Here is a 19,349-nt window from a genome sequence, read left to right on the forward strand (position 1 = left end):
GCCCCGCCGACGGCGACCGACGCGCACCGTCCCCCGAACGCCACGGCACAACGGTCCGCCCGCCCTCCCGGGGCTCAGCCGGGCGGGCGGGCGGTCGTCGGCCGTACTGGCCGCACCAGGGGCTTCGGTGGCCGCTACGCGCGGCCGGCCGTCTTCTGGGTCTTGCGGGTGACCGCGTCGATGACGACGGTCGCCAGCAGCACGCCACCGGTGATCATGTACTGGACCGGCGAGGCGATGCCCTCAAGGGCGAGGCCGTACTGGATCGAGATGATGACCATCACACCGAGCAGCGCGTCCCAGGTGCGGCCGCGGCCGCCGAAGAGGGACGTGCCGCCAATGACGGCCGCGGCGATGACGTTCATCAGGAACTCACCGGTACCCGCGCCCTGGTTGGCGGAGGCGATCTTCGAGGCGACGAAGAGGCCGCCGATCGCGGCGAAGGTGCCCGCGATCGCGAAGACCGAGATCCGCACCAGCTCGACGTTGATGCCGGCCCGGCGGGACGCCTCGACGCTGCCGCCGAGTGCGAAGATCTTCCGGCCGTAGGCGGTGCGGCGCAGGACGAAGTCCGTGAGCAGCAGGAAGGCCAGGAAGATCACGACGGCCAGCGGCAGGCCCTTGTACTGGTTGAAGACGATCGCCACGGCGAAGGCCAGCACGGCGAGCAGCACCGTGCGCACGATGATCTCGTTCAGCGGCCGGGACGGCACTCCGACGGACTCACGGCGCCGGTTGTCGAAGAACGCGCTGAGGAAGTACCCGGCGGTGACGACGATCGCCAGGCCGTAGGCGGCGGCCACGTCGCTGAAGTAGTAGCTGGTCAGCTTGACGACCACGCCGTCGGAGTCGAGGTTGATCGTGCCGTTGTCGCCCAGGATCTGCAGCATGAAGCCCTGCCAGAACAGCAGGCCGGCCAGGGTGACGGCGAAGGCGGGGACGCCGATGCGGGCGAAGACGAAGCCGTGGATGGCGCCGGCCGCGGTTCCGGTGAGGATCGCCAGCACCAGGGCGAGTATCTCGTTCATCCCGTGCGTGACGCTGAGCACCGCGAAGGTGGCGCCCGCGACACCGCTGACCGAGCCGACCGACAGGTCGATCTCGCCGAGCAGCAGGACGAAGACGATACCGACGGCGATCATGCCGGTGCCGACCATGGCGACCGACATGTCGGAGAAGTTGCCGGCGGTGAGGAAGTTGGAGTTCAGGCTGGTGAAGATGGCCCAGATGACCAGCAGGCCCACGACGACCGGGATGGACCCGAGGTCGCCGGCCTTCATCTTCCGCTTGAACTCGCCGAGGTAGCCGGCGAGGCCCTGCTCGCGCACCAGCAGCCGGGGGTCGACCGCGGCGACCGCGGCGGGAGCCGCGTCGGCGTTCTCCACCGAGCTCTCCTCGGCGGCCGTGGAGGTCTTGTCGATGCTCACTTCTTGATCTCCCCATTGGTGCGCGCCGCACGACGGGTCACGGCGTTCTCCGTGGCGCCCGTGATGGCGGAGATGATCTCTTCCTGCGAGGTCGACTTGACCTCGAAGATGCCGTTGTTGCGCCCGAGGCGCAGGACGGCGACCTTGTCGGCGACCGCCTTGACGTCGGCCATGTTGTGGCTGATGAGGATGACCGCGTGGCCACGCTCGCGCAGCCGCTCGACGAGGTCGAGGACCTGGGCGGTCTGCTCGACGCCGAGGGCGGCGGTGGGCTCGTCCAGGATGACCAGCTTCGGCTCGCCGAGCATGGAGCGGGCGATCGCCACGACCTGGCGCTGACCGCCGGAGAGCGAGGCGATCGGGATGCGCACGCTCGGGATGCGGATGGACAGCGTGTCCAGCAGCTCGCGGGAGCGGCGCTCCATCTCCACCTCGTCCAGGACGCCGCGCTTGCGCAGCTCCCGGCCCAGGTAGAGGTTGCCGACGACGTCGATGTTGTCGCACAGCGCGAGGTCCTGGTAGACGGTCGCGATGCCGAGGTTCTGGGCGTCGTGCGGCCTGTTGATCGAGACGGACCTGCCGTCCCACTCGATGGCGCCCTCATCGATGGGGTGCACGCCGGCGATCGTCTTGACCAGCGTGGACTTTCCGGCGCCGTTGTCGCCCACCAGGGCGACCACCTCACCGGCGTGGACCTCAAGCTCTACGTCGGTGAGCGCCTGGACGGCACCGAATCGCTTGGAGACCCCGCGCAACGCCAGCACGGGCGTAGCGGACACGTGAACCATCTCCTTCGCCGCCTGACCCGGCGGGAGGTTGTGCAGAAAGGTTGGGGGGAGGGTCCGTCCGGCGCCCCGCGTAGCTTGCGGGGCTGATGAGTGCGGGGCGCCGGAGGAGCTGGGGCGGCCGGTCCCGGGCGGCTCAGTCAGCTCGGGACGCGGGATCCGCTTACTTCAGACCGATCTTGTCGCAGGCGGCCTTGTACTTGCCGGCGCAGATCTCGTCGATCGTGTAGAAGCCGTCCTTGATGACGGTGTCCTTGATGTTGTCCTTGGTCAGCGAGACGACCGGGACGATGACCGCGGGGACGCCCTTGGCGGACTCGCTGTCGACCTTGTCGTTGGCGATGGAGTCGAGCGACTCGCCCTTGGCCAGCTTCACGGCCATCTCGGCCGCGACCTCGGCCTCCTTCGGGTAGGACTTGAAGACGCTCATGTACTGCTCACCGGTGACGATGCGCTGCACACCCGCGAGTTCGGCGTCCTGGCCGGTGACCGGGATGTCGGCGATGCCGGCGGCCTTCAGGGCGGTGATGATGCCGCCCGCCATGCCGTCGTTGGCGGAGTAGACGCCGGCGATCTTGTCCTTGCCGAGGGCGGAGATGGCGCCCTCCATGTTGGCGTTGGCGTTCTCCGGCTTCCACTCCTTGGTGTCGTACTCGCGGCCGACCTTCACCTTGCCGTCGAGGGCGGCGTGGGCGCCCTCCTTGAACTGGGCGGCGTTCGGGTCGGTGGACGAGCCGTTCATCATGACGACCTGGCTGTCCTTGGCCTTGTCGCCCAGCGCCTTCAGCAGCGCCTCGCCCTGCGTCTTACCGACGGTGACGTTGTCGAACGAGGTGTAGGCGTCGATCGGGCCCTCGGCGAGGCGGTCGAAGGCGACGACCTTGATGCCGGCGTCCTTGGCCTTCTTCACCGAGCCGGCGATGGCCTTGTAGTCCACCGCGTCCAGGATCAGCACGTCGACCTTGTTGGTCACCATCGTGTCGACCTGCTGGTTCTGCAGGCTGGCGTCCTGCTTGGCGTTGGCGTAGACGACCTCGCCCTTGTTGTTCGTGAGCTCCTTGACCTTCTTCTCGATCATGGGCTTGTCGAACTTCTCGTAGCGAGCGGTCTGGTTCTCCGGAAGCAGGAGACCGACCTTGATGTCGTCGCCCTTCTTGGCGGCCGAGTCGGACGAGTCGTTGTCGCCGGACTCCGCGGCGCTGCCACAGGCAGCAAGCGAGACGACCATGGCGCCGGCGGCGACGGCAAAGGCGGCACGACGCATACGCGTGTTCACTTCACAAACCTCCCTGACGAGGCCGCGTCGTTGCGGCCGAGGTGGCTGGAAGTCAACTCGGCCGCGCGTACGGCGTCAAGAAGTAAATCCTTAACGAGATGACAACGGTGCCATCCGTGCTCTAAGTGAAGGCAGGCGTGGCCGCCGGCAGGGCGCCGGTCATACTTCCGTCCAAAAGGGTCGAATCGCCCATTTCACTGAGGGCGAGGGCGAGCGCCCCGAGCACCTCCGCACGGCCCCCAAGTGCCCCGGGAAGCACGGAGAGTTGGCGCGCCGCGCTGGGGATGGCGTACCGCCCGACGGACTCCCTTATCGGGCCGAGCACCAGCTCACCGGCCTCGGCGAGATCGCCGCCGAGGACGACCCGGCTCGGATTGAGCAGGTTGCAGAGGTTGGCGACTCCACTGCCGATGTGGCGGCCGACGTCGGCGATCACCCGACGGCAGCCCGGGTCACCGTCCCGTGCCAGCCGTACGACGCCCTCCATCGTCAGATCGGTGCCGTGGCTGGGCTGGAGGAGCGGAAGCACATAGCGTGCTGCCGCGAAGGTCTCCAGGCAACCCCGGTTGCCGCAACGGCAGACGGGACCGGCTTCATCGAGGGTGATATGCCCGATTTCTCCCGCTGTGCCGCCCGGGCCCCGATAGATCTTCCCGTTGATCACCAGGCCCGCGCCGACACCGCTGGCGACCTTGATGTACGCCAGGTCCCGCACCCCCCGGCCGCTCCCCCAGACCAGCTCCCCCAGGGCGCCGAGGTTGGCGTCGTTGTCCACGTGCACCGGCACGCCGAGCCGCCCCCGCAGCTCCTCGGCGGGCCGGGTGCCGCCCCAGCCGGGCAGGATGGCGGTCGAGCCCAGCGTCCCGGACTCCACGTCGATCGGGCCGGGCACGCCCAGACCCACTCCGGCGATCTTGGAGCGGTCGACGCCGGTGGCCTCGACCAACCGGCTGACCAGCTGTTCCGCCCGGTCGAAGCCCTGGTCCGAGGAGGCGTCCACGTCCAGCGGCTCGGCCTCCTCGGCGAGCACCTGATGGGCCAGGTTCCCGATCGCGACACGCAGGTGGGTGTGGCCGAAGTCCACGCCGATGACGATGCCGGCGTCCCCGCTCAGCGAGACGCTGCGGGCCCGCCTGCCGCCCGCCGACGTGGGCGTGACCTCGACGGTCCCGCCCTCCTTCAGCTCCCGGACGATGTTCGAGACGGTCGCCGCGGACAGGCCCGTCGTCCTCGCGATCTCCGCCTGCGTGAGCGAACCGGCGAGCCGTACCGCTCGTACGACCCGTTCCAGGTTGGCTCGGTGCAGCGACGACTGCGACCCCGGAGTCTCCACGACGACCTCCTGCGCGCGGGGCCGCTTCGATGAGGCCCCGTCCATGTCCAACTAGTGAACTCTAAGCTGAGCCGTTCGGGTCGCCTCCCGTCAAGAGGTTGAACCGCATCAGGGCCCCCACGGGTGCGTGGCCGCACACACGCGCGTGCCGCCCCCGGAGGCCGGAGGCGGCACGCGCGAACACGTCGGGAAGCGCGGAGGCGCTACTTCAGGGCGCCCGCGGTGAGTCCCTGGACCACCTGGCGCTGGAAGATGATGTAGGCCGCCAGCACCGGCAGCATGGCCATCACCAGGCCCGCGAACAGGCCCGACCAGTCGCCCTTGTACCCCTGGCTGACCGCCAGCTGCACCAGGCCCTGGGTGAGGACGTGCTTGTCCGGGTCCGTGTTGAGCACGGTCGGCAGCATGTACTGGTTCCACTGTCCCAGGAAGTTGAAGATCCCCACGCTGATCAGGCCGGGCTTGGCCATCGGCAGCATGACCTGGAAGAACGTCCTGGTGTGCGAGGCCCCGTCCACGAACGCCGCCTCCGCCACCGAGCTGGGCAGGGTCCGGAAGAAGGCGGTCAGGAAGAACACCGTGAAGGGCAGCGAGTAGGCGATGTAGACCAGGATCAGCCCGTGGATGGTGTTCAGCAGCCCCATGTTGTCCACGACGTAGAACAGCGGGACCAGCGCGAGCATGATCGGGAAGCTCATGCCGCCGATGAACAAGTAATAGATGAACCGGTTGCCCGGGAAGTCGAACCGGGCCAGCACATAGGCGGCCATGGAGCCCAGCACCAGGGTGCCGACGAGCGAACCGCCCACCACCATGACGGTGTTGAGGAAGTAGTCGCTCATGTGCGCCTGGGACCAGGCTCGCGACCAGTTGTCGAAGTTCAGCTCGGTGGGCAGCGACCAGGGCGAGCCGAAGATGGAGGCGTCGTCCTTGAAGGACGTCATCACCGCCCACACCAGCGGCATGCCGACCATGATCGCCCAGATGACCAGGACGCCGTGGGAGAAGACGTTGAGGGCGGTGCCCTCCTTCTTCCCCTTGCGGAGTCCGCCGGGCGCGGCCTCGGTCTTCAGGACGGGCGCGCCGGACTCGGCCGGCACGGGGGCGGGGGTCTCGGTCGTCTTCATTGCTCAGTACTCCAGCCGCTCGCGCCGGCCCAGCTTCATCACGAGGGCCGCGAAGGCCAGCGTGACGAGGAGCAGGGCGACGCCGATGGTGGTGGCGTAGGCGGCCTGACCGTCCCGGAACGCCTTCTGGTACACGTACAGGACCGTCACGGTGGTCGAGTAGTCGGGTCCGCCGGGCCCGGTCGTCATGATCTGCACGACCGCGAAGGACTCGGCGCCGAGCGCGAGGATCCCCATGTAGACCCAGCCGGACTGCACGGTGTCCCACAGCAGCGGCAGGGTGACCTTGAAGAAGGTCGTGAAGCGGTTCGCCCCGTCCAGCAGCGCGGCCTCGTACAGCTCCGCCGGGATGGAGGCCATGCCCGCCGAGAAGAGGACCACGAAGAAGCCGACGGTGGACCAGACGAGCACCGCCATCACGCACCACAGCGCGAGGTTCGGGTCGCCGAGCCACAGCGGCTGGACCGAGTCCAGGCCGATCCCGCGCAGCAGGGAGTTGACCGCGCCGCTGTCGGGGTTGTAGGCGAACTGGAACAGCAGGGCGACGATCGCGATGGAGAGCACCTGCGGGAAGAAGTAGACGATCTTGTAGAAGCCGGAACCGCGGACACCGGTGATCACCGGGCCGCCCTTCCGCTTCCGCCCGCCCACGTTGATCATGAAGGAGAAGAAGAGCGCCAGGCCGAGCGTCACCAGCGGCACCAGCAGGGCGAACAACACGCTGTGCCACAACGACTTCCAGAAGATGTCGTCGTCGAGCATCCGCGAGTAGTTGTCGAAGCCGACCATCTTGAACTCGGGACTCAGCCCGGTCCAGTCCGTGAACGAGTAGTAGATGGACTGGATGAACGGCCAGACCACGAAGAGCGTGTACAGCCCCAGGGGTACCGCGAGGAACCCCACGATGAACCGGTACTTGCCGTGCTGCATTGCTACCGACCCCGATCTGAGCGCGGGTGGCGCCGCCAGGGCCCGTCCGGCGCGCCGGCGCCGGACAGGCCCTGGTGACGCTTCCTCACTGGTGCTTGTAGTGCTTGATCGACGAGTCCTTGGCGGCGTCGTCGGCGAAGCCCTGGATCTTCTTGATGGTCTCGGCCGGAGTCATCCGGCCCGCCATCATCTCGCCCAGGCAGCCGACGCCGATCTTCTCCTTCTGGAGCTGCACGTACCAGTCCTGCATCCGCGGGTTCACCACGTTGCTGCCGGCCAGCTCCAGCGCCGCCACGCCGGACTTGAGGCCCGGGGTCAGCTCGATGCCGTCGGTGCCGCCGTTGTAGGCGCTGAGCGACTTCACCTTGCTGGTGAAGTTCTTCGAGGAGGCCTCGCTGAGCATGACGCGCAGCTGCTCCATGCCGCCGGCGCCGTTGGCCGCCTTGGCCGGGACGATGAAGGGCTCGCCGCCGGAGGCCCACATCGTGCCGAAGGGCATCTTGTCGCTGTCGTCGATGCCGGGCGGGGCGGACACCGCGAGGTCGAAGTCGGCGGGGATGACCTTGGCCGACTCGTTCTCCACCCAGGAGCCGTTGGGGATGAACAGGGCCTTGCCCTTGGCCCAGGCGGTCTGCGACTGGATGTGGTCCAGGCCGGGGGTGCCCTTGAGGATGTAGCCCTTCTTGTACAGCTCGTACCAGGCCTCGAAGACCGTCTTGACCGCCGGGTGCTTCCAGGCGTTCGGCTCCAGGTTGTCGATGGCGTCCAGCACCTCGACACCGCCGACCTTGGCGATCATCGGGGACATCGAGAAGGGGATGTAGTACGGGTACTTGCCCGCGTACGTCCAGCCGGCCATGCCCTTCTTCTTGGCCTTCTCGCAGACCGCGAGCATCTCGTCCCAGGTCTTCGGGTACTCCGCGTCCAGCGAGTCGAGCGCCTTCTGCGAGTACCAGTTCCCGTAGACCGTGTACGCGTAGTACAGGATCCAGACCGGTTCGCCGTCGAACTGGCCCATCTCCACGATGCCGGGGCGCAGCGTGTCGCGGACCTTCTTGTTCGGGTCGTCGTAGGACGGGGCGTCGAGGAGCGGGGTGAGGTCGGCGAGCTGCTTCTTGCCGACCAGGACGCCCATGTCCATCTGCTCGGCGCCGGAGTTGTCGACGAGGTCGGGCGGGTTGCCGCCGTTGAAGCGCGGCTGGAGGGTCGACTGGATCTTCTGGGTGGCGGAGAACTTCACCTTGGCCTTCGGGAAGGCCTTCTCGTACAGCTTCACGGCGTCCTCGGCGTACTCCTTGCCGAAGCCGCCGTCGAAGAGGACGAATTCCATCTGGGCGCTGTCGTTGACCGCGAGAGGGTTCTTCGCGGACTTCTCGCCCGCCTTGGCCTTCTCCTGGTCGTCCCCGCCGCCGCTCGCACAGGCGGAGAGGAAGCTCATGGTCGGTACGGAGATCAGGCCGAGCGCGGCGGAGCGCTTGATCAGATCGCGGCGGCCGACGCCCGTACCGTTGTTCTCGGCGGAAGTGGATCCCATGCTCAAGTCCTCGCCTTCTACAGGACTCAGGCGGTGAACCGGATCCTCCCCGGCACCGCGATCGGGTCACGCTGGGTCGTGCGGGAAACGCTGGTACTGCTCTGCTGAAAAGTGCTGCTCGGGCGCTTGGGCGGTTCCCCTTCGCGGTTCCCCCCGTATCCCCCGGTGGGCGACAGGTATAGTCCACTTCCCGCCAGCGGATCAAGATCGAAAGCAAGGTTGGCGGTACGTCTTTTCCGAGTTGAGACCTCCCGGAAATATGAGTGGCCTGTGCACGCCATGCCGTAAGAATCCCTGGCATAAGCCCCGAACGCCACATCCAACACCCTTGACATCACATGCCACTTGACCCCTACTGGTCCTTGCGCAGCAGATTTGACAACGTTGTCCCACGCGCAGGGAGGGTGGCCAGGACATGGAATACAGAGTTCGGCACAGATGGGGTCCGGCGGTCGTACTGACGACCGCCTTCGCTTTGGCGGTGGGTTCACAGGGGGCGGCGGTCGCGCTGCCGCAGGCTCCGGCCGGAGCCGACCGGGAGTTCGCCTCCTCGTTCGAGGCGGACGACCCGGCTCCGGACTGGCTCAACACCGTGGACACCGGCGCGGACGGCGGCAAGCGGTCCTCCGGTGTGGACGGCGGGTACACCACCGGCATACCGGGCAACGTCACCGACCACGTGACCGGCGTACGGGCCAGCGCCGAGAACACGAACGGCGGGGAGGTCAAGGAGAACCTCGTCGACGGCGAGCCGGGCACCAAGTGGCTGACCTTCGAGAAGACGGGCTGGGTCGAGTTCGACCTGGACAAGTCGACCAAGATCGCCAAATACGCCCTCACCTCGGCCAACGACCACGACGAACGCGACCCGGTGGACTGGACGCTGAAGGGCTCGGCGGACGGCGAGACCTGGCAGACGCTGGACTCCCGTTCCGGGGAATCCTTCGGCGAGCGCTTCCAGACGAAGACGTACGACCTCGCCGAGGCCGCCGAGTACCAGCACTTCCGGCTGGAGATCACCAAGAACAACGGCGCGGGCGACGCCCTCCAGCTCGCCGACTTCCAGCTGTCCACCGGCGCCGGCGACACCCCGGTGCCCGAGGACATGCTCTCCCTGGTCGACCGCGGCCCGACCGGCTCGCCGACCGCGAAGTCGGGCGCGGGCTTCACCGGCACGCACGCCCTGCGCTACGCGGGCCGGCACACCGCGGACGGCCGGGGCTACTCGTACAACAAGGTCTTCGACGTCAACGTGAAGGTCGACCGCCGCAGCGAGCTGTCGTACAAGATCTTCCCCTCCATGGCCGACGGCGACCTCGACTACGACGCCACGAACGTCTCCGTCGACCTCGCCTTCACCGACGGCACCTACCTCAGCGACCTCAAGGCCACCGACCAGCACGGATTCCCGCTGACGCCGCGCGGTCAGGGCGACGCCAAGATCCTCTACGTCAACCAGTGGAACAGCGTCGAGTCGGGCATCGGCTCGGTCGCGGCCGGCAAGACCGTCGACCGGATCCTGGTGGCGTACGACTCCCCCAAGGGCCCGGCGAAGTTCCGCGGCTGGCTGGACGACGTGAAGATCGAGCGGGCCGCGTACGAGCGCCCGAAGGCCCACCTCTCCGACCACGCGCTCACCACCCGCGGCACGAATTCCAGCGGCAGCTTCTCGCGCGGCAACAACTTCCCGGCGACCGCGGTACCGCACGGCTTCAACTTCTGGACGCCGGTGACCAACGCCGGATCGCTCAGCTGGCTCTACGAGTACGCGCGCGGCAACAACGCGGACAACCTGCCCACCCTCCAGGCGTTCAGCGCGAGCCACGAGCCGAGCCCGTGGATGGGCGACCGGCAGACCTTCCAGGTGATGCCCTCGGCCGCGTCCGGCACCCCGGACACCGGCCGCGACGCCCGCGAGCTGGCCTTCCGGCACGAGAACGAGACCGCCCGGCCGTACTACTACGGCGTGCGGTTCGAGAACGGCCTCAAGGCCGAGATGACGCCGACCGACCACGCGGCGATGATGCGCTTCACCTACCCGGGTGACGACGCGAGCGTGATCTTCGACAACGTCACCGACCAGGCCGGCCTCACCCTGGACAAGGAGAACGGCACCTTCACCGGCTACTCGGACGTCAAGTCCGGGCTGTCCACCGGTGCCACCCGCCTCTTCGTGTACGGCGAGTTCGACAGCAAGGTCACCGGCGGCGACTCCAGCGGCGTCAAGGGCCACCTGCGCTTCGACGCGGGCAAGGACCGCGCCGTGACGCTGCGCATCGCGACCTCGCTGATCGGCGTCGAGCAGGCGAAGGACAACCTGCGCCAGGAGATCCCCGCGCGCGCCTCCTTCGACAAGGTCAAGCGCGACGCCCAGAAGCAGTGGGACGAGGTCCTCGGCAAGGTCGAGGTCGAGGGCGCCACGCAGGACCAGCTGACCACGCTGTACTCCAGCCTCTACCGGCTGTACCTGTACCCGAACGCCGGCCACGAGAAGGTCGACGGCAAGTACAAGTACGCCTCCCCCTTCTCCAAGGCGGTCAAGGAGGACACCCCGACGGAGACCGGCGCCAAGATCGTCGACGGCAAGGTCTACGTCAACAACGGCTTCTGGGACACGTACCGGACCACCTGGCCCGCGTACTCCTTCCTGACCCCGTCCAAGGCCGGTGAGCTGGTCGACGGCTTCGTGCAGCACTACAAGGACGGCGGCTGGACCTCCCGCTGGTCCTCGCCCGGCGCCGCGGACCTGATGACCGGCACCTCCTCCGACGTGGCCTTCGCGGACGCCTACGTCAAGGGCGTCGACTTCGACGCGAAGGCGGCCTACGACGCGGCCGTCAAGAACGCCACCGTGGTGCCCCCGTCCTCGGGCGTGGGCCGCAAGGGCATGGAGACCTCGCCGTTCCTCGGCTACACCAGCTCCGAGACGCACGAGGGCCTGTCGTGGGCGCTGGAGGGCTACCTCAACGACTACGGCATCGCCAAGATGGGCGAGAAGCTCTACAAGGAGACCGGCGAGAAGCGGTACAAGGAGGAGTCGGCGTACTTCCTCAACCGCGCGCAGGACTACGTGAACCTCTTCGACTCGAAGGCCGGCTTCTTCCAGGGCAAGAACGCCAAGGGCGAGTGGCGGGTGGACTCCGAGAAGTACGACCCGCGCGTGTGGGGCTACGACTACACGGAGACCAACGGCTGGGGCTACGCCTTCACCGCCCCGCAGGACAGCCGCGGCCTCGCCAACCTCTACGGCGGCCGCAAGGGGCTCGGCGACAAGCTCGACGAGTACCTCGCCACCCCCGAGACGGCCTCCCCCGAGTTCAAGGGCTCCTACGGCGGGGTCATCCACGAGATGACCGAGGCGCGGGACGTCCGGATGGGCATGTACGGGCACTCCAACCAGGTCGCCCACCACGCCCTGTACATGTACGACGCGGCCGGGCAGCCGTACAAGACGCAGAAGAACGTCCGCGAGGTGCTCCAGCGTCTGTACACCGGCAGCGAGATCGGCCAGGGCTACCACGGTGACGAGGACAACGGCGAGCAGTCGGCCTGGTTCCTCTTCTCCTCGCTCGGCTTCTACCCGCTGGTGATGGGCAGCGGCGAATACGCCATCGGCTCCCCGCAGTTCACCAAGGCGACGGTGCACCTGGAGAACGGCCGCAAGCTGGTCGTCAAGGCCCCGAAGAACAGCACCAAGAACGTCTACGTGCAGGGCCTGAAGGTCAACGGCAAGCGCTGGAACTCCACTTCGCTCCCCCACTCGGTGATCGCCAAGGGCGGCGTCCTGGAGTTCGACATGGGCGCGAAGCCCTCCTCGTGGGGCACCGGCAAGGACGCGGCCCCGCCGTCGGTCACCCAGGACGACGAGGTGCCGACCCCGCGCGCGGACGCCGTCACCGGTGCGGGCGCCCTGTTCGACAACACCTCGGCGACCGAGGCGGGCGTGACGTCGGTGGACCTCCCGGTCTCCGGCAAGGGCGTGAAGGCGGCCCAGTACACGCTGACTTCGCCGAAGGACCACGCGAAGGCACCGGCCGGCTGGAAGCTCCAGGGCTCGGCCGACGGCACGACCTGGCGGACGCTGGACCAGCGCTCCGGGGAGTCCTTCGCCTGGGACCGGCAGACCCGGGCGTTCTCGGTGAAGTCACCGGGCACCTACGCGAAGTACCGGCTGGTCCTGGACGGCGAGCACACGCTGGCGGAGGTGGAGCTGCTGTCCTGAACCCCACGGTGAGCGGGGGATGAAGTCGCGGGGTACGCCGGGTGACCGGCGTACCCCGCAAAAGGTTGTACGCCCCACGTTGCTCTTCCATACCTGTTCTGTACCGCTCTCGTCCCCTGCGGTAAATCTGATTGACGTGTGAACGTCATGTGTAAGGATCACGGAGTATCCCGGATCATGCCGGGCCGTCACCGGCCCGCGATCCGTTCCGGATGCCTTTTCGCATCGTCAACTGGAGGACACACGTGGCCAAAAGCTCTGGCCTGAACACGCGTCGCGCCCTGGCGCGTGCCACGGCGGCGGCGCTCACCGCCGCCCTGGTGGCGACGGGCACGGGTGCCGCCGTCGCGGCCGACGGTCCGTCGGCCGCTTCCCGGCCGCAGGCCGACCTGAAGCCCTCGGGCGCCACGAAGTACGGCTCCACCGCCCTGCCGGGCGACGCACAGATCAACCCGGTGTTCGGCGTGGACGGCAACGGTGACCTGTGGAGCTACTACCCGACCGGTGAGGGCGGGCTCGAGTCCCGCCTGGACTCCGGGTACGGCTGGCAGTCCGCCCGCGCCATGACGCAGGTCGACCAGGACGCCGACGGCTACTCGGACGGCATCTGGCACGTCACCACCGGCGGCCAGCTCTACTGGGCGCCGTGGGGGACCGAGGACCACACCTTGGTGGGCAACGGCTGGAAGATCTACAACCAGCTGTTCTCCGGCGCCAACCTGGGTGGCGCCGCCGCCGACGATCTGCTCGCCCGGGACAGCTCCGGCAACCTGTACCTGTACCTCGGGTACGGCAACGGCAAGCTGACCCAGCGCTACAAGGTCGGCGGCGGGTGGGACGCCTACACCCACATCACCGGCAAGGGCGACCTGACCGGCGACGGCAAGGACGACATCGTCGCCAAGGACAAGTCGGGCGTCCTGTGGCTGTACAAGGGCACCGGCAACTACAAGGCGCCCTTCTCCTCCCGCACCCGTGTCGGTGGCGGCTGGAACACGTACAACAACATCCTGTCCGTCGGTGACATCGACATCGACGGCATCACGGACGTCGTGGCCCGCAACAAGAGCGGGGCCCTGTACCTGTACAAGGGCACGGGCAACGGCTCCGCGCCGTTCAAGAGCCCCGTGAAGATCGGCAGCGGTGGCTGGAACACGTACCGCCTGATGTTCTGAGGCACGCGAAGGCCGAGGGCCGCACTCCCGGTGACGGGAGTGCGGCCCTCGGCTTGTGCGCGCTGCTTCCTACTTGCGGATCAGGCTCCGCAGCACGTACTGCAGGATGCCGCCGTTGCGGTAGTAGTCCGCCTCACCCGGGGTGTCGATGCGGACGACCGCGTCGAACTCGACGCCGGTGTCGGTGGTGACCTTCACCGTGCGCGGGGTGGTGCCGTCGTTCAGCTCGGTGACGCCGGAGACGGAGAAGGACTCCTCGCCGGTCAGGCCGAGGGACTCGGCGGTGCGGCCCTCCGGGAACTGGAGCGGCAGGACGCCCATGCCGATGAGGTTCGAGCGGTGGATGCGCTCGTAGGACTCGGCGATGACGGCCTTGACGCCGAGGAGAGCGGTGCCCTTGGCGGCCCAGTCGCGGGAGGAGCCGGAGCCGTACTCCTTGCCGGCCAGGACGACGAGCGGGATGTTCTGCTCGATGTAGTTGCGGGAGGCGTCGTAGATGAACGACACCGGCCCGTCGGCCTGGGTGAAGTCGCGGGTGTAGCCGCCCTCGGTGCCCGGCGCGATCTGGTTGCGCAGGCGGATGTTGGCGAAGGTGCCGCGGATCATGATCTCGTGGTTGCCGCGGCGCGAGCCGTAGCTGTTGAAGTCGCGGCGCTCGACGCCGTGCTCCGTCAGGTACTTGCCGGCCGGGGTGTCGGCCTTGATGGCACCGGCCGGGGAGATGTGGTCGGTGGTGACCGAGTCGCCCAGCTTGGCCAGCACGCGGGCACCGGAGATGTCCTCGACCGGGGCCGGCTCCATGCCCATGCCCTCGAAGTACGGGGGCTTGCGCACGTAGGTGGACTCGGTGTCCCACTCGAAGGTGTCGCCGGTCGGGATCGGCAGCGCCTGCCACTGGGCGTCGCCCGCGAAGACGTCGCTGTAGGACTTGGAGAACATGTCCTCGCCGATGGCGTTGGCGACGACGTCGTTGACCTCGGCCTCGGTCGGCCAGATGTCCTTGAGGAAGACCGGGTTGCCGTCCTGGTCGGCGCCGAGGGCGTCCTTGGTGATGTCGACCTTCATGGAGCCGGCGAGGGCGTAGGCGACGACCAGCGGCGGGGACGCCAGGTAGTTCATCTTGACGTCGGGGTTGATCCGGCCCTCGAAGTTGCGGTTGCCGGAGAGCACCGAGGTGACGGCCAGGTCGTGGTCGTTGACGGCCTTGGAGACCTCGTCCGGCAGCGGGCCGGAGTTGCCGATGCAGGTGGTGCAGCCGTAGCCGACGAGGTTGAAGCCGACCTTGTCGAGGTACGGGGTGAGGCCCGACTTCTCGAAGTAGTCGGTGACGACCTTGGAGCCCGGGGCGAGGGTGGTCTTGACCCACGGCTTGCGGGTCAGGCCCTTCTCGACCGCCTTCTTGGCCACCAGGGCGGCGGCGACCATGACGTACGGGTTGGAGGTGTTGGTGCAGGAGGTGATGGCGGCCACCGTCACGGCACCGTGGTCCAGCTCGTAGGTCGTGCCGTCGGGGGCGGTGACCGGGACCGGGTTGGACGGGACGCCGTTGGCGACGGCCGGGGCGTCGGAGGCCGGGAAGGACTCCTGGCCCGCTTCGTCCACGCTGTCGACGTAGTTGCGCACGTCCTGCTTGAACTGCTCGGCGGCGTTCGCGAGGACGATGCGGTCCTGCGGGCGCTTCGGGCCGGCGATGGAGGGGACGACCGTGGCGAGGTCCAGCTCCAGCTTCTCGGAGAAGTCCGGCTCGGCCTTCGGGTCCAGCCAGAGGCCCTGCTCCTTGGCGTACGCCTCGACCAGGGCGACCTGCTGGTCGCTGCGGCCGGTCAGGCGCATGTAGTTCAGGGTCTCGTCGTCGATCGGGAAGATCGCGGCGGTGGAGCCGAACTCCGGCGACATGTTGCCGATGGTGGCGCGGTTGGCGAGGCTGGTGGCCGCCACACCCTCGCCGTAGAACTCGACGAACTTGCCGACGACGCCGTGCTTGCGGAGCATCTCGGTGATGGTCAGCACGAGGTCCGTGGCGGTGGTGCCCGGCTGCAGCTCACCGGTGAGCTTGAAGCCGACGACGCGCGGGATCAGCATGGAGACCGGCTGGCCGAGCATCGCGGCCTCGGCCTCGATGCCGCCGACGCCCCAGCCGAGGACGCCGAGGCCGTTGACCATGGTGGTGTGCGAGTCGGTGCCGACCAGGGTGTCGGGGTAGGCCTTGCCCTCGCGGATCATGACGACACGGGCCAGGTGCTCGATGTTCACCTGGTGCACGATGCCGGTGCCGGGCGGGACGACCTTGAACTCGTCGAAGGCGGTCTGGCCCCAGCGCAGGAACTGGTAGCGCTCCTTGTTGCGGCCGTACTCCAGGTCGACGTTCTGCTTGAAGGCGTCGTTGGTGCCGAACTTGTCGGCGATCACGGAGTGGTCGATGACCAGCTCGGCCGGGGCCAGCGGGTTGATCTTGGCCGCGTCACCGCCCAGCTCCTTGACGGCCTCGCGCATGGTGGCGAGGTCCACGACACAGGGCACGCCGGTGAAGTCCTGCATGATCACGCGGGCCGGCGTGAACTGGATCTCCTGCGACGGCTGGGCCTGCGAGTCCCAGCCGCCGAGGGCGCGGATGTGGTCGGCGGTGATGTTCGCGCCGTCCTCGGTGCGGAGCAGGTTCTCCAGCAGCACCTTCAGGCTGTAGGGAAGGCGCGCGGAGCCCTCGACCTTGTCCAGCCGGAAGATCTCGTACGACTCGTCGCCCACCTGCAGCGTGCTGCGGGCGTCGAAGCTGTTCGCCGACACGACAGTCTCCTTCATTCATGTGCGCGTACCACCGCATCCTGCCGCCACGCCGCCCTGGCCTTTCCGCTAAGGTATGGCTAAGTTAGGTAAGCCTTACCGCTGGACCCGACGGCGGCTGCGGCTGCGGTGCGCCTCAGCAGATATCTCGATGTCGAGATAACTCTAGTACATGGGGGCGGCCTGGTCATGCCCGGGCACTGTGTGGCGTGCGCCCCACCGCCCCACTTCCCGGGTGACCCGTGCGGCCATCACTACGCCGAACGGGGGTATCCGATGCGTGCCGGACAGCCCCGGCACTACTCGGACGGAGGCACGATGCCGCTCACATTCCGCAAGAGTTTCCGGATCCTTCCCGGAGTGCGCCTGAACATCAACAAGCGTTCGTGGTCCATCACCACCGGCGGCAAGAACGGCCCCCGCCACACCCGCAGCAGCACCGGACGTCGTACGACATCGATGGATTTGCCCGGACCTTTCGGATGGCGCCGCACCACGACGAGCAAGCGCCGGTGAGGCGCGCTTGACGTCGCGTCACCCGAACGGACCCCCCGAGAGGCGCCATCTCATATCTGAGATAGCCTCAACCTCATGGCAGACGACTACCTCGTACGCATCGGCAAGCTCATCCGTGACGCCCGGCAGCATCGCGGCTGGACCCAGTCACAGCTTGCGGAGGCGCTCAACACCAGTCAGAGCGCCGTCAACCGCATCGAGCGCGGCAACCAGAACATCAGCCTTGAGATGATCGCCCGTATCGGCGAAGCGCTGGACAGCGAGATCGTCTCCCTGGGCTACGCGGGTCCGATGCACCTGCGCGTGGTCGGCGGCCGTCGCCTCTCGGGCGCCATCGACGTCAAGACGAGCAAGAACGCGTGCGTGGCCCTGCTGTGCGCCTCGCTGCTCAACAAGGGCCGCACCGTGCTGCGCCGGGTCGCCCGCATCGAGGAGGTCTACCGCCTCCTGGAGGTGCTCAACTCCATCGGCGTGCGCACCCGCTGGATCAACGACGGCACCGACCTGGAGATCGTGCCGCCGGGCGAGCTGGACATGGAGGCCATCGACGCCGAGGCGGCGGTGCGCACCCGCTCGATCATCATGTTCCTCGGCCCGCTGCTGCACCGCATGGACCGCTTCCGGCTGCCCTACGCCGGCGGCTGCGACCTCGGCACCCGCACCATCGAGCCGCACATGATCGCGCTGCGCCGGTTCGGCCTGGAGGTCGCGGCGACCGAGGGCCACTACCACGCGGTGGTGGACCGTCAGGTGCGCCCGGACCGCCCGATCGTGCTGACCGAGCGCGGCGACACGGTGACGGAGAACGCGCTGCTGGCCGCGGCCCGGCACGACGGCGTCACGGTCATCCGCAACGCCTCGTCCAACTACATGGTCCAGGACCTCTGCTTCTTCCTGGAGGCCCTGGGCGTCCGGGTCGAGGGCATCGGCACCACCACCCTCACGGTGCACGGCATGCCGGTGATCGACGCCGACGTGGACTACTCGCCCTCCGAGGACCCGGTCGAGGCGATGAGCCTGCTGGCCGCGGCCGTGGTGACGGAGTCGGAGCTGACGGTCCGTCGCGTCCCGATCGAGTTCCTGGAGATCGAGCTGGCGGTCCTGGAGGAGATGGGCCTCGACCACGACCGCACGCCGGAGTACTTCGCGGACAACGGCCGCACGCGCCTGGTGGACCTCACCGTCCGGCCCTCCAAGCTGGAGGCGCCGATCGACAAGATCCACCCCATGCCCTTCCCGGGCCTGAACATCGACAACGTCCCGTTCTTCGCGGCCATCGCGGCCTCCGCGCAGGGCCAGACCCTCATCCACGACTGGGTCTACGACAACCGCGCGATCTACCTGACCGACCTCAACCGCCTCGGCGGCCGCCTCCAGCTCCTGGACCCCCACCGCGTCCTGGTCGAGGGCCCCACCCGCTGGCGCGCCGCCGAGATGATGTGCCCGCCGGCCCTGCGCCCCGCGGTGGTCGTCCTGCTGGCGATGATGGCGGCGGAGGGCACGTCGGTGCTGCGCAACGTGTACGTGATCAACCGGGGGTACGAGGATCTGGCGGAGCGGCTGAACTCGGTGGGGGCGCAGATCGATATCTTCCGGGACATCTGAAAGCTCTAAGAAAAAGTAGCGTTGAACCCCTCCTGAACTGCAAAAATGCGGGACTGGAGGGGACTCCGCTTCGTCTGTGGGACTTCTCAGGGACTTTCGGGCCGGACCGAGGAAATGCGGACGCGGTCGCCGAGGATCTCGCGCTGTACCGGAGAAGTTCCGACGACGTCTGCCGGAGGCGGACGAGTTGCACGGCACATGCCGGGCTGCACACGCGGCTCCGGTGGATGTGACCGCGATCGGCTCCCCATACCCCCAAGCCCTCACCGGTGGCGCAGTCCTCACCAGTGGCACGCCTTGCGGTCACACCACCTCGTAAATCGACCTCACAGTCATCCAACGAAAGACATGGGCATAGTTGGCGCCCAAGCCCCAACTCGCGACTGCCCGGAACACGCGCACACACACCGCATCTCAACGACGAGTGGCCCGCCTCGCGCCTCTCACAACGGTTATGAACTCCCTCCAGGCACGGACGAGAGCACTTCCGTCAAGAAGAATTCCCCGTACCTGCCGGAGCAGAATGCGCATCACGCCCAGCGCCAAGACGGCCCCGCACCCCACGGCTATCCACCACATTGAGTCACCTCCTCGCATCAGGCATCAGAGTCTCCGCACAGAGGGTGAACGTCTGTACC

Annotated in this window: 12 protein-coding genes; 4 read left to right on the top strand and 8 right to left on the bottom strand. The window is 67.8% G+C overall.

What is annotated here, in order from left to right; genetic code table 11:
* Positions 1-134: 134 nt before the first annotated feature.
* The 7 genes from ACZ67M_RS09970 to ngcE all read right to left on the bottom strand — a co-directional run bounded on the left by ACZ67M_RS09970 (position 135) and on the right by ngcE (position 8,412).
* Positions 135-1,427, bottom strand: coding sequence for a sugar ABC transporter permease (locus tag ACZ67M_RS09970; RefSeq protein ID WP_392101178.1), 1,293 nt, complete (start codon positions 1,425-1,427; stop codon positions 135-137).
* Positions 1,424-2,215: an ATP-binding cassette domain-containing protein gene (locus ACZ67M_RS09975; protein WP_064730313.1), complete on the bottom strand. Its 792-nt coding sequence runs from the start codon at positions 2,213-2,215 to the stop codon at positions 1,424-1,426. The genes ACZ67M_RS09970 and ACZ67M_RS09975 overlap by 4 nt, the downstream gene beginning before the upstream one ends.
* A 160-nt stretch (positions 2,216-2,375) precedes the next feature.
* Positions 2,376-3,476, bottom strand: a complete 1,101-nt coding sequence (locus tag ACZ67M_RS09980) for an ABC transporter substrate-binding protein (RefSeq protein WP_392012806.1) — start codon at positions 3,474-3,476, stop codon at positions 2,376-2,378.
* A 133-nt stretch (positions 3,477-3,609) separates the two neighbouring features.
* The gene (locus ACZ67M_RS09985; protein WP_385799200.1) at positions 3,610-4,821 is read right to left on the bottom strand and encodes an ROK family transcriptional regulator; all 1,212 of its coding nucleotides are present in this window, start codon (positions 4,819-4,821) and stop codon (positions 3,610-3,612) included.
* Positions 4,822-5,024: 203 nt separating this feature from the next.
* A complete protein-coding gene (locus ACZ67M_RS09990) occupies positions 5,025-5,948 on the bottom strand; it encodes a carbohydrate ABC transporter permease (protein ID WP_361364679.1) in 924 nt (307 codons plus the stop codon).
* A 3-nt stretch (positions 5,949-5,951) separates the two neighbouring features.
* Positions 5,952-6,878: a carbohydrate ABC transporter permease gene (locus ACZ67M_RS09995; protein WP_064730309.1), complete on the bottom strand. Its 927-nt coding sequence runs from the start codon at positions 6,876-6,878 to the stop codon at positions 5,952-5,954.
* Between the two features lie 85 nt (positions 6,879-6,963).
* Positions 6,964-8,412: an N-acetylglucosamine/diacetylchitobiose ABC transporter substrate-binding protein gene (gene ngcE, locus ACZ67M_RS10000; RefSeq protein ID WP_122618358.1), complete on the bottom strand. Its 1,449-nt coding sequence runs from the start codon at positions 8,410-8,412 to the stop codon at positions 6,964-6,966.
* A gap of 415 nt (positions 8,413-8,827) precedes the next feature.
* On the opposite strand from ngcE, the gene ACZ67M_RS10005 reads away from it, so the two are divergent.
* Together ACZ67M_RS10005 and ACZ67M_RS10010 are read left to right on the top strand one after the other, a co-directional pair.
* Complete coding sequence (locus tag ACZ67M_RS10005; RefSeq protein WP_469850378.1) at positions 8,828-12,634, top strand: GH92 family glycosyl hydrolase; 3,807 nt, start codon at positions 8,828-8,830, stop codon at positions 12,632-12,634.
* Positions 12,635-12,879: 245 nt separating this feature from the next.
* Positions 12,880-13,809, top strand: coding sequence for an FG-GAP repeat domain-containing protein (locus tag ACZ67M_RS10010; protein WP_469850379.1), 930 nt, complete (start codon positions 12,880-12,882; stop codon positions 13,807-13,809).
* 69 nt (positions 13,810-13,878) lie between these two features.
* Here ACZ67M_RS10010 and acnA read toward each other — a convergent pair whose 3' ends face one another.
* Entirely contained in the window at positions 13,879-16,593 is a 2,715-nt protein-coding gene (gene acnA, locus ACZ67M_RS10015) for an aconitate hydratase AcnA (protein ID WP_469850381.1), read from the bottom strand.
* A 315-nt stretch (positions 16,594-16,908) separates the two neighbouring features.
* Here acnA and ACZ67M_RS10020 point away from each other — a divergent pair, with 315 nt between their 5' ends.
* Both ACZ67M_RS10020 and ACZ67M_RS10025 read left to right on the top strand, forming a co-directional pair.
* Positions 16,909-17,106 carry a DUF4236 domain-containing protein gene (locus ACZ67M_RS10020; RefSeq protein ID WP_079030465.1) on the top strand — a complete coding sequence of 66 codons (198 nt, stop codon included), beginning with the start codon at positions 16,909-16,911 and terminating at the stop codon, positions 17,104-17,106.
* Between the two features lie 75 nt (positions 17,107-17,181).
* The gene (locus ACZ67M_RS10025; protein ID WP_361364690.1) at positions 17,182-18,711 is read left to right on the top strand and encodes a helix-turn-helix domain-containing protein; all 1,530 of its coding nucleotides are present in this window, start codon (positions 17,182-17,184) and stop codon (positions 18,709-18,711) included.
* Positions 18,712-19,349 lie beyond the last annotated feature (638 nt).

The organism is Streptomyces sp. NPDC107500, from assembly GCF_055582785.1.

Coding starts and splice junctions, on each gene's coding strand:
- ACZ67M_RS10020 (WP_079030465.1), top strand. CDS start 16,909: ATGCCGCTCACATTCCGCAAGAGTTTCCGGATCCTTCCCGGAGTGCGC.
- ACZ67M_RS09995 (WP_064730309.1), bottom strand. CDS start 6,878: ATGCAGCACGGCAAGTACCGGTTCATCGTGGGGTTCCTCGCGGTACCC.
- ACZ67M_RS10025 (WP_361364690.1), top strand. CDS start 17,182: ATGGCAGACGACTACCTCGTACGCATCGGCAAGCTCATCCGTGACGCC.
- ACZ67M_RS09980 (WP_392012806.1), bottom strand. CDS start 3,476: ATGCGTCGTGCCGCCTTTGCCGTCGCCGCCGGCGCCATGGTCGTCTCG.
- ACZ67M_RS10005 (WP_469850378.1), top strand. CDS start 8,828: ATGGAATACAGAGTTCGGCACAGATGGGGTCCGGCGGTCGTACTGACG.
- ngcE (WP_122618358.1), bottom strand. CDS start 8,412: ATGGGATCCACTTCCGCCGAGAACAACGGTACGGGCGTCGGCCGCCGC.
- ACZ67M_RS09990 (WP_361364679.1), bottom strand. CDS start 5,948: ATGAAGACGACCGAGACCCCCGCCCCCGTGCCGGCCGAGTCCGGCGCG.
- ACZ67M_RS09975 (WP_064730313.1), bottom strand. CDS start 2,215: ATGGTTCACGTGTCCGCTACGCCCGTGCTGGCGTTGCGCGGGGTCTCC.